Origin of the sequence: Nocardioides sp. (assembly GCF_035547795.1) — a bacterium.
Lineage (GTDB): Bacteria > Actinomycetota > Actinomycetes > Propionibacteriales > Nocardioidaceae > Nocardioides.
Genome location: NZ_DASZUF010000207.1, coordinates 1 through 14,335 on the forward strand (window position 1 = coordinate 1; position 14,335 = coordinate 14,335).

Here is a 14,335-nt window from a genome sequence, read left to right on the forward strand (position 1 = left end):
CGATCCTCGGCTTCATCGGCGTGAAGCTGGTGCTCGAGGGCGTGGTGCCGCATCTGGCCAGTGTCGGCCCGGTGCGGCTGCCCGAGATCGGCACCGGGACCTCCCTGCTGGTCATCCTCGGACTGCTGGTCGCCGTCGGGCTGGCGAACGTCGTCCGTGCCCTGGTCGTCGGTCCGCCCGAGCGGCTGCCGGAGCACGAGCTGGTCGACTAGCAGACCAGCTCGTGCTCCGCATGACATGCACGCCGCTCAGGCGCCCGCGGCCTCCAGCGACGGCGGGACCGGGGGCTGCGCCGGGATCGCGTCGTTGAAGGGGGCGTCGCTGCGCGTCGCCGCGGTCCGATGCAGGGCGAGGTAGACCAGGCCCAGGCCCACCACCACGACGCCGGAGACCCCGACGATCCAGTCGTCGTACCACGGGGTGCCCGGCGTGCGGCTCGACCAGATCATGTTGCCGATGGCGAGCACTCCGTAGGCCAGCGCGCAGACGTTGACCAGCAGACCCCAGCGGCCGAGGGTGTACTGCCCGGACGGCACCCAGCCCTTGAGCCGGGCGCGCAGCGCGGCCAGGACGACCAGCTGGAAGCCCAGATAGATGCCGAGCTCGGCGAAGCTGATGATCTTGGTCACCGCGTTGGTGCTGACCTTGGACCCGAGCACGATCACGGCCGGCACCAGGGCGGCGAGCAGCAGCGCGTACGGCGGGACCGCCCGCGGCGGAGAGAAGCGCTTGAGGAGACTGTGCTGCCCACGATCATGTCGTCGCGGCCGTAGGAGTACGCTAGCCGACTCGCGGCCGCCTGCAGCGACATCGCGCAGGAGAGGAACGAGATCAGCACGATGCAGAGCACGATCCGGGCGCCGGCCGCGCCGAAGCCCTCGTGCAGGACCGTGGTCACCGGGTCGGCGTCCTTGCCGGAGATGACCGCGGACATGTCCGGGACCGCCATGATCAGCGCCAGGCAGACGAAGGTGGCGGCGGCCCCGCCGATGTAGATGGTGCGACGCATCGCCTTGGGGATCAGCGTCGACGAGGCCGCCGACCGCGCCTCGCTCGCCCTCATCACCGCCTACGTGCACGCCGGCCGGCCGGTGCTCGGGATCTGCCGGGGCTGCCAGCTCGTCAACGTGGCCTACGGCGGCACGATCGTGCCCGACATCGCCGACTACGCCCTGCACCGCGGCGGCCCGGGCGAGCCGATGTTCCTCGACGAGAAGGTCGAGGTCGTCGACGGCACCCGGCTGGCGGCGATCCTCGGCGCCGGCCCGCTCATCGTCCGCTCGGGTCACCACCAGGCCGTCGACCGTGTCGGCCCCGGACTGGTGGTCGCGGCCCGGGCCCTCGACGGGATCGTCGAAGGGATCGAGGACCCGCGACGCTGGGTCCTCGGTGTGCAGTTCCACCCCGAGGACGACGATGGAGGGGAGCGCGAGCTCACCCCGCTCGTCGCCGCCCTGCTCGACGCGACCCGCTGACCCGAGAACGAAAGAGAGGCCCACCCATGGCGATGCCCGTTCAGAAGCGCACCCTGGTCACCGAGATCCCCGGCCCGACGTCGGTGAAGCTGCACGAGCAGCGCTCCGCCGCGTTCGCCGCCGGCTTCGGCGTGACCCTCCCGATCTTCGTCGCCGAGGCGGGTGGAGGGATCGTCGTGGACGTCGACGGCAACCACCTCATCGACCTCGCCTCCGGCATCGCCGTCACCAGCGTCGGTGCCTCCCATCCGGAGGTCGTGGCAGGGGTGCAGCGGCAGGCGGAGCGGTTCACTCACACCTGCTTCATGGTCACCGAGTACGAGGCGGCGATCGACGTCGCCACCACCCTCAACCGGATCACACCCGGCGACCACGAGAAGCGCACCGGGCTGTTCACCACCGGCGCCGAGGCGGTCGAGAACGCCATCAAGATCGCGCGCAGCTACACCGGCCGCAGCGCCGTCGTGGTGCTCTCGCACGCCTACCACGGCCGCACCCTGCTCACCATGACGATGACGGCGAAGAACGTGCCCTACAAGGAGGGCTTCGGCCCGTATGCGCCGGAGGTCTACCGGGTGCCCTCGCCGTATCCGTTCCGGTGGACCGGTGAGTTCCCGGCGCAGGAGGCGTTCGACCAGCTCGTGGACGTCGTCACCACGCAGATCGGGGCGCACAACGTCGCCGCGATCATCGCCGAGCCGATCCAGGGCGAGGGCGGCTTCATCGTGCCGCCGGTCGGCTACCTGCCGAAGGTGGCCGACTTCGCCAAGGAGCACGGCATCGTCTTCATCGCCGACGAGATCCAGTCCGGGCTGGGCCGCACCGGCGCGATGTTCGCGGTCGACCACGAGGGCATCGTCCCGGACCTGGTCACGACCGCCAAGGCGCTCGCCGGCGGCATGCCGCTCTCGGCGGTGACCGGGCGCGCCGAGATCATGGACGCGGTCGCTCCCGGCGGCCTCGGCGGGACCTACGCCGGCAACCCGGTCGCCTGCGCCGCCGCCCGGGCCGCCCTCGAGGTGATCGAGCGCGAGGACCTGCCCGCGAGGGCGCGCCACATCGAGGAGATCGCTCGTCCCCGTCTGGAGGCGCTCGCCGGTCCGTCGTCGTACATCGGCGAGGTCCGCGGCCGTGGCGCGATGCTGGCCATGGAGTTCGTCGAGCCCGGCACCATCACGCCCGCGCCGGATGCGGCCAAGCGGGTGGCGGCGTACGCCAACGGCCACGGCGTGCTCACCCTGACCTGCGGCACCTACGGCAACGTGATCCGGCTGCTGCCGCCGCTGGTCATCGGCGACGACTTGCTCGTCGACGCCCTCGGCGTGATCGAGGCCGCGGTGAGGAGCCTGGCGTGAGCACGACCGTCTCCTACCGCCCGGCCGACGGCCAGGTCGCCGGTGCGGTCGAGGACTCCACGCCCGAGCAGGTGGCGGCCGTCGTCACCCGAGCGGCCACGGCCGCCACCGCGACGGCGACGGCTTCGCCGGCCGAGCGCGCCGCCTGGCTGGGCGCGGTCGCGACCGCATTGACCGATCACGCCGAGGAACTCGCGCGGCTCGCCGACACCGAGACCGGGCTGGGCCTGGTGCGCCTCACCGGCGAGGTGGCCCGGGCCGCCGCCCAGCTCCGCTTCTACGCCTCGGTCGGCATCGAGGGCTCCTGGCTGGGCGTCACGGTGGACGGCGCCACCGACACCAGCCCACGCCTGGTGCGGGTCAACCAGCCGCTGGGGCCGGTCGCGGTCTTCGGCGCCAGCAACTTCCCGTTCGCCTTCGGCGTGCTCGGCAACGACACGGCCTCCGCGCTCGCCGTCGGGTGCCCGGTGGTGGCCAAGGCGCACCCGGCACACGTGTTGCTCAGCGTGCGGCTCGCCGAGCTCGCCAGCGACGCGTTGGCCGCGGCGGGAGCGCCCGACGGCGCCTTCGGACTCGTCGTGGGCATGGACGCCGGCACCGCGCTGGTTTGCGCCCCGGGAATCAGCGCCGTCGGCTTCACCGGCTCGCAGGCGGGTGGTCTGGCGCTGTGGCGGCTGGCCAACGAACGCGACATCGTGATTCCCGTGTACGCCGAGATGGGCACCGTCAACCCTGCCGTGATGACCGCCGGCGCACGGGGTCGTCTCGAGGACGTCGCCCGCGGCTTCGTCGGCTCCTTCACGCTCGGCTCCGGTCAGTTCTGCACCAAGCCCGGGATGCTCCTGGCACCGGCGGGCGGTGACGTGGCCGACGCGGTCGGTCGTGCGCTGGTCGAGGCGGCACCCTCGCCCGTCATGCTCACCGAGCGCATCGCCGCCTCGGCCGCCGCCGGGGTCGAGCGGCTCGTCGGGGCGGGGGCTCGAGAGGTAGCCCGGACCAGCGGCGCCGGCGCCGGCTGGTCCGCGGACGCCGTCGTACTCGCCGCGCCGGCCTCGGCGCTGCACCCCGGCTCCCCGTTGCTGGAGGAGTGCTTCGGCCCCGTCGCCGTCGTCGTGGAGTACGACGACCCGGCGGATCGCGACCGGGCGATCGGCGCCCTGCAAGGCAGCCTCGCGGGCACCGTCGTCACCGACGGCTCGGGCGCCGACCCGGAGGCCGGGGCCCTGGTGGCGCGCCTGGCCCGACAGGTCGGCCGGGTCACCGTCGACGACTGGCCGACCGGCGTGGCCTGGACCTGGGCCCAGCAGCACGGCGGGCCGTGGCCCGCGACCTCGGCGCCGGCGGCGACGTCGGTCGGTGCCGCGGCACTCGGCCGCTGGGTGCGACCGGTCTGCTTCCAGTCGGTGCCCGACGCGCTGCTGCCACCGGCGGCACGCGAGGACAACCCGTGGCGGGTGCCGCGCCGGGTGGACGGGGAGCTGCGATGACCCGCCCGCTCGACGGCCTCGTCGTCGCCGACTTCAGCCGGGTCCTGGCCGGTCCGCTCACCACGGTGATGCTGGCCGACCTGGGCGCCGACGTGATCAAGGTCGAGCGGCCGGGGGAGGGCGACGACACCCGGGCGTGGGGCCCGCCGTGGACGGCGGACACGAGCGCCTACTTCACCTGTGCGAACCGCTCGAAGCGGTCGATCACCCTCGATCTGACCGACGAGGAGGATCTCGCCCTGGCCCGAGAGCTCGCGCGGCGTGCCGACGTCGTGGTCGAGAACTTCAAGACCGGCACCCTGGACCGGCATGGGCTGGGTTACGAGCAGGTCCGCGCCACCAACCCGGGCGTCGTCTACTGCTCGATCACCGGCTTCGGCTCGGGCGGAGGGGCGGACCTGCCCGGCTACGACTTCCTGGTGCAGGCGGTCGGCGGGCTGATGTCGATCACCGGCGCCCCGGATGGCGATCCGATGAAGGTGGGAGTCGCCCTCGTCGACGTCCTCACCTCGAAGGACGCGACCATCGGCATCCTGGCTGCCCTCCGCGCCCGCGAGGCCACCGGCCCCCGACACGGCCTGGGCCAGCACGTCGAGGTCAACCTGCTGTCCTCGCTGCTCGGATCGCTGGCCAACCAGACTTCGGCGTACCTGGCGACCGGCACCGACCCGGTCCGGCTCGGCAACGCGCACCCCTCGATCGCGCCGTACGAGCTGCTCACCTGTGCCGACGGCCCGCTCGCGGTGGCCTGCGGGAACGACGGCCAGTTCCGGCGACTCGCCGAGGTCGCCGGGGCGCCGTGGCTCGCCGACGACGAGCGGTTCGCCACCAACCCCGCCCGGGTGAAGCACCGCGACGACCTGGTCAAGGCGCTCGAGGAGCGGCTCGCCACCGCGCCCGCACAGCACTGGGTCGACACCTTCACCGCTGTCGGCGTCCCCGCCGGCAAGGTCGGGTCGGTCGGTGAGGCGTTCGCGCTCGCGGCCCGGCTGGGCCTCGAGCCGCGGGTGCCGGTCGGCGAGGGACAGCCCGACCAGGTCCGCCACCCGATCACGTACTCCGACACTCCCGTCACGAGGTACCACGCCCCACCCCGACTGGGTGAGCACAGCGACGAGATCCGTCGCTGGCTGAGCAACCACCACAAGGAGATCCGATGAGCACCTCATCCGCCCTGCCGCCGTTCGACCCGGCCGACCCGCTGGCTGTCGATGGCCTGCTCAGTGCCGAGGAGGAGGCCGTGCGGTCATCGGTACGACGCCTGTGCGCCGAGCGGGTCGACCCCTACATTGCGGAGTGGTTCGAGGCCGGCGAGATCCCCGACATCCGCGGACTGGCCAAGGAGCTGGGTGCGCTGGGGCTGCTGGGCATGCACCTGGAGGGCTACGGCTGTGCCGGCATGTCGGCGACGGCATACGGGCTGGCGTGCCTGGAGCTGGAGGCGAGCGACTCGGGGATCAGATCGCTGGTGTCGGTGCAGGGCTCGCTGGCGATGTACGCGATCTGGCGGTGGGGGAGCGAGGAGCAGAAGCAGGAGTGGCTGCCGCGGATGGCGGCCGGCGAGGCGATCGGCTGCTTCGGGCTGACCGAGCCCGACCACGGCTCGGATCCGGGCTCGATGCGGACCCGTGCCCGGCGCGACGGATCCGACTGGGTCCTCGACGGCCGCAAGCTGTGGATCACCAACGCCCCGGTCGCCGACGTGGCGGTGGTGTGGGCGCAGGCGGGCCCGGAGGACGGCGGCGTCCGCGGCTTCGTCGTACCGACCGACACGCCGGGCTTCTCCGCACCCGAGATCAAGCACAAGCTGTCGCTGCGGGCCTCGGCCACCGGCGAGATCGTGCTGGACGGCGTCCGGCTGCCGGCGACGGCGGTGCTGCCGGAGGTGAGCGGGCTCAAGGGTCCGCTGTCGTGCCTGAACGAGGCCCGCTACGGCATCGTCTGGGGCGCCATGGGAGCGGCCCGCTCGGCAATCGAGTCGGCGCTGGGCTATGCGAAGGACCGTGAGCAGTTCGGCCGGCCGATCGCCGGCTTCCAGCTGACCCAGCAGAAGCTGGCCGACATGTCGCTGGAGTACGGCAAGGGGCTGCTGCTGGCGATGCACCTGGGCCGGCTCAAGGATGCCGGGCGGCTGCGGCCGGAGCAGGTGTCCTATGGCAAGCTCAACAACGTCCGCGAGGCGATCGAGATCTGCCGCACCGCCCGGACCATCCTGGGCGCCAACGGGATCTCGCTGGAGTACCCAGTGATCCGGCACGCGAACAACCTGGAGTCGGTCCTGACGTACGAGGGCACGGTGGAGATGCATACCCTCGTGGTGGGACAGGCACTGACCGGGATCGCCGCGTTCCGCTGACAACCACTCCGAGAGAGGACCAGATGAGCAACTCGACGATCGCGCAGGTGGGAGTCATCGGCGGCGGGCAGATGGGATCGGGCATCGCGGAGGTCTGTGCCCGTGCCGGGCTGGAGGTGGTGGTCGTGGAGGTCGACGCGACCGCGGCCGAGTCGGCCGAGGGGCGGGTGCGCTCCTCGCTGGAGCGAGCCGCGAGCCGCGGCAAGATCAGCGCCGGCGAGGTCACCGAGATCCTGGCGCGGGTCGCGTTCACCTCCGACTTCGACGCGCTCGCCGACCGCGACCTGGTGGTCGAGGCGGCCAGCGAGGACGAGCAGATCAAGCTGGAGCTGTTCCGCCGGGTCGGCGCGCTGCTGAAGAAGGACGACGCGGTGCTGGCCTCGAACACCTCGAGCATCCCGATCGTGAAGCTTGGCGCGGTCTCGGGCCGGGCCGAGAAGGTGATGGGCGTGCACTTCTTCAACCCCGCCCCGGTGATGCAGCTGGTCGAGCTGATCCCGTCGCTGACCACTGCACCCGAGACGCTGGACCGGATGCGCGGCTTCGTCGGCGAGGCCCTGGGCAAGGAGCCGATCGAGGCCACCGATCGGGCCGGGTTCGTGGTCAACAGCCTGCTGGTGCCCTACCTGCTCTCCGCGATCCGGATGTACGAGGCCGGCTACGCCTCGGCGGCCGACATCGACAAGGGCATGGTGCTCGGCTGTGGCCATCCGATGGGCCCCCTGGCCCTGGCCGACCTGATCGGGCTGGACACCATCCGCGCCATCGGGGTCTCGATGTACGAGGAGTTCAAGGAGCCGCTCTACTCCCCGCCGCCGCTGTTGGACCGGATGGTCGACGCCGGCCTGCTCGGCAAGAAGGCCGGGCACGGGTTCTACGCCTACTGAGACGCTGCTAGCCTTCGGGACGCCAGTCGTACTCCACTCGTGGGGTCAGGGAACCCGGTGTGAATCCGGGACTGACGCGCAGCGGTGAGGGTGACGGACGAGGCAGCATGCCACTGGGGCGCGAGCCCTGGGAAGGCGCCTCGCTCCGGACGATCCCGAGTCCGAAGACCTGCTGGCCCTAGCGACGACCGTCGCCAGGTCGTACGCGGACCCCGCGCAAGGGTCCCTGGCCAGATGGGTTCTCCGGTGTCGACGATGCGTGAGCGGTCCGACCGATGCCCGGGTGTGCTGCGCCCGTGGCCCGCCGAGGACGGTCTGCTCGTCCGGTTGCGCCTGATCGGTGGCCGGATCGGCGCATCGGTGCTGCAGTCGCTGCTCGACGTCGCCGAGGAGTACGGCGACGGCCGGGTGCACGTCACCGCGCGCGCCAACCTGCAGGTCCGCTCGCTCCCGGACGTCGACGGGCGGCTGCGCCCCGACGCGCTGGCCGCGCTGGAGCGCACCGGCCTGCTGCCCAGCCGCACCCACGAGCTGGTCCGCAACGTGATGGTCTCGCCGCAGACCGGGCTGGCCGGCGGCCGGGCCGACCTGCGGCCCGTGGCCGAGGAGCTCGACCGGCTGCTGTGCGCCGACCCGGCCCTGGCGACGCTGCCGGGGCGGTTCCTGGTCGTCCTGGACGACGGCCGTGGCGACCTGCTGGAGCGCTCCTGCGACCTCGGTCTGGTTGCGCTGGGCGGCGGCAGCGCGCAGCTGCGGGTCGGCTCCGACTGGGGACCTGTCGTTCCGCTCGACGAGGCGGCGGCCCGGATCGTCGACCTGGCCGGTGCGTTCGTGGCGCGCCGGGGGAGCGGGCCGTGCGCACCCTGGCACGTCGACGAGCTGGACGGCCGGCTCACCGCCCCGGTCGCCGCGGACGACCGGCTGCCGAGGCCGGGCGGCCCGCTGCCGTTCGGCGTCGTACCGGGTGGGCGGCATGTGCCCGTGTCCTATGCGGGCCTGGACCGTGCGGCCGTCACCGCGCTGGTCGCCGATCGTCTCGTCGTCACGCCGTGGCGCGGCGTACTCGTCCCCGAGGAGGGCCATGACTGACCTGCGCCGGCCGCGCCGGCACTACGCCTACCTCGATGCCGGGCCGGCCATCTACGTCGACTCCTTCGCCACCATCCGGCGCGAGGCAGACCTGTCCCGGGTGCCGGTCGACGCGGAGCGGCTGGCGGTGCGGATGATCCACGGCAGCGGGCAGGTCGACCTGGCGCAGGACCTGGTCGTGCACCCGCGCCTGGTCGTCGCGGCCCGCACCGCGCTGGAGGCGGGCGCGCCGATCCTGTGCGACGCCACCATGGTCGCCACCGGCGTCACCCGCAGCAGACTGCCGCGGGACAACGAGGTGCTCTGCCTGCTCGACGATCCACGCGTGCCGGAGCTGGCCCGTGAGTGGAGCACCACCCGCACGGCTGCGGCGGTCTCGCTGTGGGCGCCGCGCCTGGAGGGTGCCGTGGTCGCCGTCGGCAACGCACCCACCGCGCTGTTCCACCTGCTGGAGACGATCCTCGACGGCGGCCCCCGGCCGGCCGCGATCGTGGGCTGCCCGGTCGGCTTCGTCGGCGCCGCGGAGTCGAAGCAGGCGCTGGTCGACCTCGCCACCGCGCACGGCATCGACATCCCCTACGTCACGGTCCGTGGCCGCCGTGGCGGCTCCGCGATGACGTCCTCCGCCCTCAACGCGCTGGCCCAGGAGGAGGAATGAGCGGCCGCTTCTACGGCGTCGGCGTCGGTCCCGGCGACCCCGAGCTGATCACCCGCAAGGCGGCTCGGCTGATCGGCGGCGCCGACGTGATCGCCTACCACGCCGGCGTCGGGAAGGAGTCCAACGCCCGCCGAATCGCCGCGTCGCTCTTTCCGGCGGGCGTGATCGAGGAACAGCTCACCTACCCGGTCACGACCGGTGCGACAGATCATCCGGGCGGCTACCAGGGCGCGCTGGCGGAGTTCTACGAGGCCTCGGCGGCACGGCTGGCCGCCCATCTCGACACCGGCCGGGACGTGGTGCTGCTCGCCGAGGGCGACCCGCTGTTCTACGGCTCCTACATGTACATGCACGACCGGCTCGCCGAGCGCTATCCGACCGAGATCGTGCCGGGCGTCCCCGCCTTCGTCGCCGCCACCGCGGCCGCGTCCTCGCCGCTGGCACGGCAGACCGACGTGCTCACCGTGCTCCCCGGCACCATGCCGGAGCCGGAGCTCGCCCGCCGGCTCGCCGACACCGACGCCGCGGTGATCATGAAGCTCGGCCGGACGTTCCCGGCGGTACGGCGGGCCCTAGCTGCCGCCGGCCGCCTGGACCACGCGCTCTACGTCGAGCGCGCGTCGATGCCGCAGCAGCGCTGGCTGCCGGTGGCGGAGGTGGACGCCTCCTCGGTGCCGTACTTCTCGCTGATCGTGGTCACCGGCGACTCCCGCAACGGGCGGCGCTCTCGCGAGGTGCGGTCCTCGCCGGTGCCGGAACCGGCCGCGTCGTCAGCCGCCGAGCTGCTCGTGGTCGGCCTCGGGCCCGGCCCGGACGGCTGGCTGACGCCGGAGGTCTCCGCGGCACTGGCGGATGTCGACCACGTGGTCGGCTACGGGCCCTATCTCGCGCGGGTGCCACAGCGGCCGGGCCTGACCCGCCACGCCTCCGGCAACACCGTCGAGGTCGACCGGGCCCGGGCGGCACTGGATCTGGCGCGTGCGGGCGAGCGGGTCGCCGTGGTGTCGGGTGGTGACGCGGGCGTGTTCGGCATGGCCGCGGCGGTTTTCGAGGCCGCCGCTGACCCCGAGCACCCGGAGTACGCCGACGTGCCGATCCGGGTGCTGCCCGGCATGAGCGCGGTGCAGGCGGTGGCGGCCCGCGCCGGCGCCCCGATCGGCGCCGACTTCGCGGTCGTCTCGCTCTCGGACCGGCTCAAGCCGTGGACGGTCGTGGAGCGGCGGCTGCGCGCGATCGCCGAGGCCGACCTGGTGCTGGCCATCTACAACCCCGCGTCGCGGTCGCGGATCGAGCAGGTCGCGGTAGCCCGCGACGTACTCCTCGAGCATCGCAAGCCCGACACCGTCGTCATCGTGGGCCGCGACGTCGGCCGGGCCGAGGAGTCGCTGACCGTCACCACGCTGGCCGAGCTCGACCCCGGCAGCATCGACATGAAGTGTCTGCTGATCGTGGGCGCATCCTCGACCCGGGTGAGCCGGGCCGGCGTGTGGACGCCGAGGTATGTGCGATGACTCACGCCACGCCGTTTCCGGCCTCCCCCGCTGCGCTCCTCCGGCCGACAACGCCGCGAGGACCCCGATGATCCACTTCGTCGGCGCCGGCCCCGGCGCGGCCGACCTGCTCACCGTGCGTGCCACCCGGCTGCTGGCGGCGGCCGACGTGGTGCTCTATCCGGGCACCTACCTGGACCCCGGCGTGCTGGCTCACGTCAGCCCGGAGGCCGAGCTGGTCGACACCCAGCACCTCGACCTGGATCAGATCACCGCCCGGCTGGTGGCCGCCGACCGGGCCGGCCGCGAGGTGGTCAGGCTGGCCTCGGGGGACCTGTCGGTCTACTCCGCGCTCGCCGAGCAGACCCGGCGCCTGGACGCGGCAGGGGTGGCGTGGGACGTCACGCCGGGCGTGCCGGCGTACGCCGCCGCCGCGGCGCTGCTCGGCCGCGAGCTGACCGTCCCGCTGGTCGCCCAGTCGGTGGTGCTGACCCGCACCCGCGCGCGGTCGAGCGCGATGCCGGCCGGCGAGTCGCTGGCCGCCTTCGCCGCGACCGGGGCCACGTTGGTGCTGCACCTGGCGATCACCCGCACCCGGGCGCTGATGGCCGAGCTGGAGGCGGAGTACGGCGCGGACTGTCCGGCCGCCGTCGTCCACCGCGCCAGCCAGCCCGACGAGCTGGTGCTGCGCGGCACCGTCGCCACCATCGCCGACGCGGTCGAGGCGGCGGGGCTCAGGCAGGCGGCGGTGATCCTGGTCGGCCGGGCGCTCGACCCGTGCGCGGGTGGGGAGTCCTACCTCTACGACACCCGTCGTGACCGGAGCACGAAGCGGGTCGCGCCCACAGGGAGTGGAGATGCAGCTCCATGACGTGATCGATCGCCGACGCGACACTTGACGGGAGCTCACCTGAGGCTGGATCCCCGGCGGGGTCCTCGAGCGGGTGCTGTCGGCGGCCCGGATCAAGGTCGAGGACATCCGCGAGTCCGGCCTGGGCATCGTGGTCGGCTACGACCGAGCCGTGGCGGCCCCCACGTCCTGGGCCGGCACGCCATCGTCGACGCGGGCCTCTCTTCGGTGGTCTGCGCGATGGAGAACCTCTGGCTCGCCGCGACCGCCGAAGGCCTCGGTATCTGGGTCAGCGGGTCAGCGCCCACTGCGTGACGGTGCGGGCCGGTGCCCAGCCGCGGAAGGTCCCGATCGCGTGCACCCGCTCGACGCTGATGCGGCTCAGCTCTCCGCCGTGCTCGGCCTGCAGCCGGGCCAGCAGCGACTCGGTCTCCAGCGTGACGCCGTGCACGACCAGCCGTCCGCCGGGGCGCAGCGCGGCCAGGCAGCTGTCGAGGACGCCCGCGCGGGTGGCGCCGCCGCCGACGAAGACCGCGTCCGGTGCGGGCAGTCCCGCCAGCGCGTCGGGGGCGCGGCCGGTGACGACCACCAGCGTGGGTACGCCGAGGCGCGCCGCGTTGCGCGAGATCCGCGCGGCCCGCTCCGGGTCCGCCTCGACGGCCGTCGCGGTGCAGGTCGGGTGCGCCCGCATCCACTCGATCCCGACCGAGCCGGCACCTGCCCCGACGTCCCACAGCCGCTCGCCCGGCACCGGTGCCAGCCTGGCCAGTGCGCAGGCGCGTAGGTCGCGCTTGGTGAGCTGGCCGTCGTGTTCGAACGCCTCGTCCGGCAGGCCGGCGACCCAGCCGATGCCTGCGGATCCGCCGACGACCTCGACGGCCACGATGTTCAGGCGGGGGAACGCCCCGGCGCAGGCGTCGGCGGTGACGCCGGTGGACTGGCAGGCAGGTGTCCCGAGGTCGCCGAGCACGGTGAGACGGCTGCGGCCGTAGCCCGCCTCGGTGAGCAGCGCCGCGACCTGGTGGGGCGTGTGCTCGTCGGAGGAGAGCACCAGGATGCGTCGGCCGGGTGCGAGCTCTCGGCGGACGAGCGAGACGTCGCGGCCGACCACCGACACCACCGCGCTGGTCTCCGCCGGCCAGCCCATCCGAGCCCGGGCGAGCGCGACCGACGAGACGGCGGGCCGGATGTCGACGCGCCCGGCGCCGTACATGTCGATCAGGGTGGCGCCGATGCCTGACACCAACGGGTCGCCGGAGGCGAGGACGACCACGTCGCCGTGCTCCTCGACCAGTGCGGCCAGGCCGGGGCGCAGCGGCGTGGGCAGCGGGATCCGCCGTTGCGTGGGGCTCTCGGGAAGGAGGCCGAGGTGACGCCGGCTGCCGATCACCACGGACGCCGCCGCCACCGCGTCGGGATCGGCGAGCACGCCGTCGGCACTGAGACCCACCACGATGATCACGCGCCCAGACGCTATCGTGAGCCCTGGCACGAGGTGCCCCAACGGCCCAGCCATCGGAAACGGTGGGGACGGTCGGCGGGGAGAATCTGGGAAGCCGGTGAGAGTCCGGCACAGGCCCGCTGCGGTGAATCGAGCCTCCACGACGTGGAGGACTCGACAAGTCCGAAGACCGGCCTCGCGCCCGTCCATCCTTGGCGAAGCGAGCGGGAGCCTCACATGCCGGTGCACTACCCCTTCTCTGCCGTCCTCGGCTGCGAGGCCGACGCCCTCGATGACATGGGCCTCGCGCTGGTGTTGACCAGCATCGCCCCCGAGATCGGCGGCGTGCTGGTCCGCGGCGAGAAGGGCACCGCGAAGTCGACGACGGTGCGGGGGCTTGCCGCCGTACTCCCGCCGATCGAGGTGTACGCCGAAGACCGCTTCTCGATCGACCCGACCGACCCGGCCGCGACCTCGCCGGACGGGCCGTTCGCCGCGGACGCCGCGACCCTGACCCGGCCGGTGCGGCTGGTCGAGCTGCCGGTCGGCGCCACCGAGGACCGGGTGCTGGGATCGCTGCACCTGGAGCGGGCGCTGTCGCACGGCGCGGTGGAGTACGAGCCGGGACTGCTCGCGCGGGCGCACCGTGGGCTGCTCTACGTCGACGAGGTCAACCTGTTGCACGACCACCTGGTCGACCTCCTCCTGGACGCGGCCGCGATGGGCCGGGTGAGCGTGGAGCGGGACGGCGTCTCGGTGGAGTACGCCGCGCGGTTCGTTCTGATCGGCACCATGAACCCCGAGGAGGGCGAGCTGCGGCCGCAGTTGCTGGACCGGTTCGGCCTGACCGTCGAGGTGGCGGCGCCGCGTGACCCCGCCCGGCGGGTGGAGGTGGTCCGGCGCCGGATGGCCTACGACGCCGACCCGGCCGGATTCGCGGCACGCTACCGCGCCGCCGACGAGGTGCTGACGGAGCGGATCGAGTCCGCCCGAGCGCACGCGGCGAAGGTCCGGCTGGGCGAATCGGCGCTGCTCAAGATCGCCGAGGTCTGCGCCGCATTCGAGGTCGACGGGCTGCGGGCCGACATCGTCACCGCCCGCACCGCCGTCGCGCACGCCGCCTGGGCGGGCCGCGACGAGGTCACCCGCGCCGACATCCGCCGAGCCGCGCTGCTCGCGCTGCCGCACCGGCGTCGGCGCAACCCGTTCGACACGCCCGGGCTCGACGAGGACCTGCTCGACCGGAT

The 14,335-nt window shown here is 73.3% G+C and carries 14 protein-coding genes, 1 pseudogene and 2 riboswitches; of the genes and pseudogenes, 12 read left to right on the plus strand and 3 right to left on the minus strand.

What is annotated here, in order from left to right; translation table 11 throughout:
- A pseudogene (locus VHA72_RS15370) lies at positions 1–212 on the plus strand (hypothetical protein); the annotation flags it as partial.
- A gap of 36 nt (positions 213–248) precedes the next feature.
- Here the strand turns inward: VHA72_RS15370 and VHA72_RS15375 are convergent.
- The gene (locus VHA72_RS15375) at positions 249–665 is read right to left on the minus strand and encodes a hypothetical protein (protein WP_325576758.1); all 417 of its coding nucleotides are present in this window, start codon (positions 663–665) and stop codon (positions 249–251) included.
- On the minus strand, positions 662–1,009 hold the full coding sequence (locus tag VHA72_RS15380) for an amino acid permease (protein ID WP_325576760.1): 348 nt from the start codon (positions 1,007–1,009) through the stop codon (positions 662–664). Before VHA72_RS15380 ends, VHA72_RS15375 begins: the two co-directional genes overlap by 4 nt.
- On the opposite strand from VHA72_RS15380, the gene VHA72_RS15385 reads away from it, so the two are divergent.
- The 10 genes from VHA72_RS15385 to VHA72_RS15430 all read left to right on the plus strand — a co-directional run bounded on the left by VHA72_RS15385 (position 999) and on the right by VHA72_RS15430 (position 11,668).
- On the plus strand, positions 999–1,475 hold the full coding sequence (locus VHA72_RS15385; protein WP_325576762.1) for a gamma-glutamyl-gamma-aminobutyrate hydrolase family protein: 477 nt from the start codon (positions 999–1,001) through the stop codon (positions 1,473–1,475). The two genes, VHA72_RS15380 and VHA72_RS15385, sit on opposite strands and share 11 nt — an antisense overlap.
- A gap of 26 nt (positions 1,476–1,501) precedes the next feature.
- Positions 1,502–2,830, plus strand: a complete 1,329-nt coding sequence (gabT, locus tag VHA72_RS15390; RefSeq protein ID WP_325576764.1) for a 4-aminobutyrate--2-oxoglutarate transaminase — start codon at positions 1,502–1,504, stop codon at positions 2,828–2,830.
- Positions 2,827–4,317 carry an aldehyde dehydrogenase family protein gene (locus tag VHA72_RS15395; RefSeq protein WP_325576766.1) on the plus strand — a complete coding sequence of 497 codons (1,491 nt, stop codon included), beginning with the start codon at positions 2,827–2,829 and terminating at the stop codon, positions 4,315–4,317. The genes gabT and VHA72_RS15395 overlap by 4 nt, the downstream gene beginning before the upstream one ends.
- Positions 4,314–5,477, plus strand: a complete 1,164-nt coding sequence (locus VHA72_RS15400) for a CaiB/BaiF CoA transferase family protein (protein ID WP_325576769.1) — start codon at positions 4,314–4,316, stop codon at positions 5,475–5,477. Before VHA72_RS15395 ends, VHA72_RS15400 begins: the two co-directional genes overlap by 4 nt.
- Positions 5,474–6,673: an acyl-CoA dehydrogenase family protein gene (locus tag VHA72_RS15405; RefSeq protein WP_325576771.1), complete on the plus strand. Its 1,200-nt coding sequence runs from the start codon at positions 5,474–5,476 to the stop codon at positions 6,671–6,673. Before VHA72_RS15400 ends, VHA72_RS15405 begins: the two co-directional genes overlap by 4 nt.
- A gap of 23 nt (positions 6,674–6,696) precedes the next feature.
- Positions 6,697–7,560: a 3-hydroxybutyryl-CoA dehydrogenase gene (locus VHA72_RS15410; RefSeq protein ID WP_325576773.1), complete on the plus strand. Its 864-nt coding sequence runs from the start codon at positions 6,697–6,699 to the stop codon at positions 7,558–7,560.
- A gap of 6 nt (positions 7,561–7,566) precedes the next feature.
- A riboswitch (cobalamin riboswitch) is annotated at positions 7,567–7,752 on the plus strand.
- A 63-nt stretch (positions 7,753–7,815) separates the two neighbouring features.
- Positions 7,816–8,649 (plus strand): ferredoxin-like domain-containing protein, encoded by an 834-nt coding sequence (locus tag VHA72_RS15415; protein ID WP_325576775.1) that lies wholly within the window; start codon positions 7,816–7,818, stop codon positions 8,647–8,649.
- On the plus strand, positions 8,642–9,307 hold the full coding sequence (locus VHA72_RS15420; RefSeq protein WP_325576777.1) for a precorrin-8X methylmutase: 666 nt from the start codon (positions 8,642–8,644) through the stop codon (positions 9,305–9,307). The genes VHA72_RS15415 and VHA72_RS15420 overlap by 8 nt, the downstream gene beginning before the upstream one ends.
- Positions 9,304–10,818, plus strand: coding sequence for a precorrin-2 C(20)-methyltransferase (locus VHA72_RS15425; RefSeq protein WP_325576779.1), 1,515 nt, complete (start codon positions 9,304–9,306; stop codon positions 10,816–10,818). Before VHA72_RS15420 ends, VHA72_RS15425 begins: the two co-directional genes overlap by 4 nt.
- Positions 10,819–10,885: 67 nt before the next feature.
- Positions 10,886–11,668, plus strand: coding sequence for a cobalt-precorrin-4/precorrin-4 C(11)-methyltransferase (locus VHA72_RS15430; protein ID WP_325576781.1), 783 nt, complete (start codon positions 10,886–10,888; stop codon positions 11,666–11,668).
- Positions 11,669–11,936: 268 nt separating this feature from the next.
- Here the strand turns inward: VHA72_RS15430 and cbiE are convergent, their stop codons facing one another.
- On the minus strand, positions 11,937–13,109 hold the full coding sequence (gene cbiE, locus VHA72_RS15435) for a precorrin-6y C5,15-methyltransferase (decarboxylating) subunit CbiE (protein ID WP_325576783.1): 1,173 nt from the start codon (positions 13,107–13,109) through the stop codon (positions 11,937–11,939).
- Between the two features lie 51 nt (positions 13,110–13,160).
- A riboswitch (cobalamin riboswitch) is annotated at positions 13,161–13,301 on the plus strand.
- Between the two features lie 24 nt (positions 13,302–13,325).
- Here cbiE and VHA72_RS15440 point away from each other — a divergent pair.
- Positions 13,326–14,335, plus strand: a 1,010-nt coding sequence (locus VHA72_RS15440) for a magnesium chelatase ATPase subunit I (RefSeq protein WP_325576785.1), incomplete at its 3' end; no start/stop codon positions are given.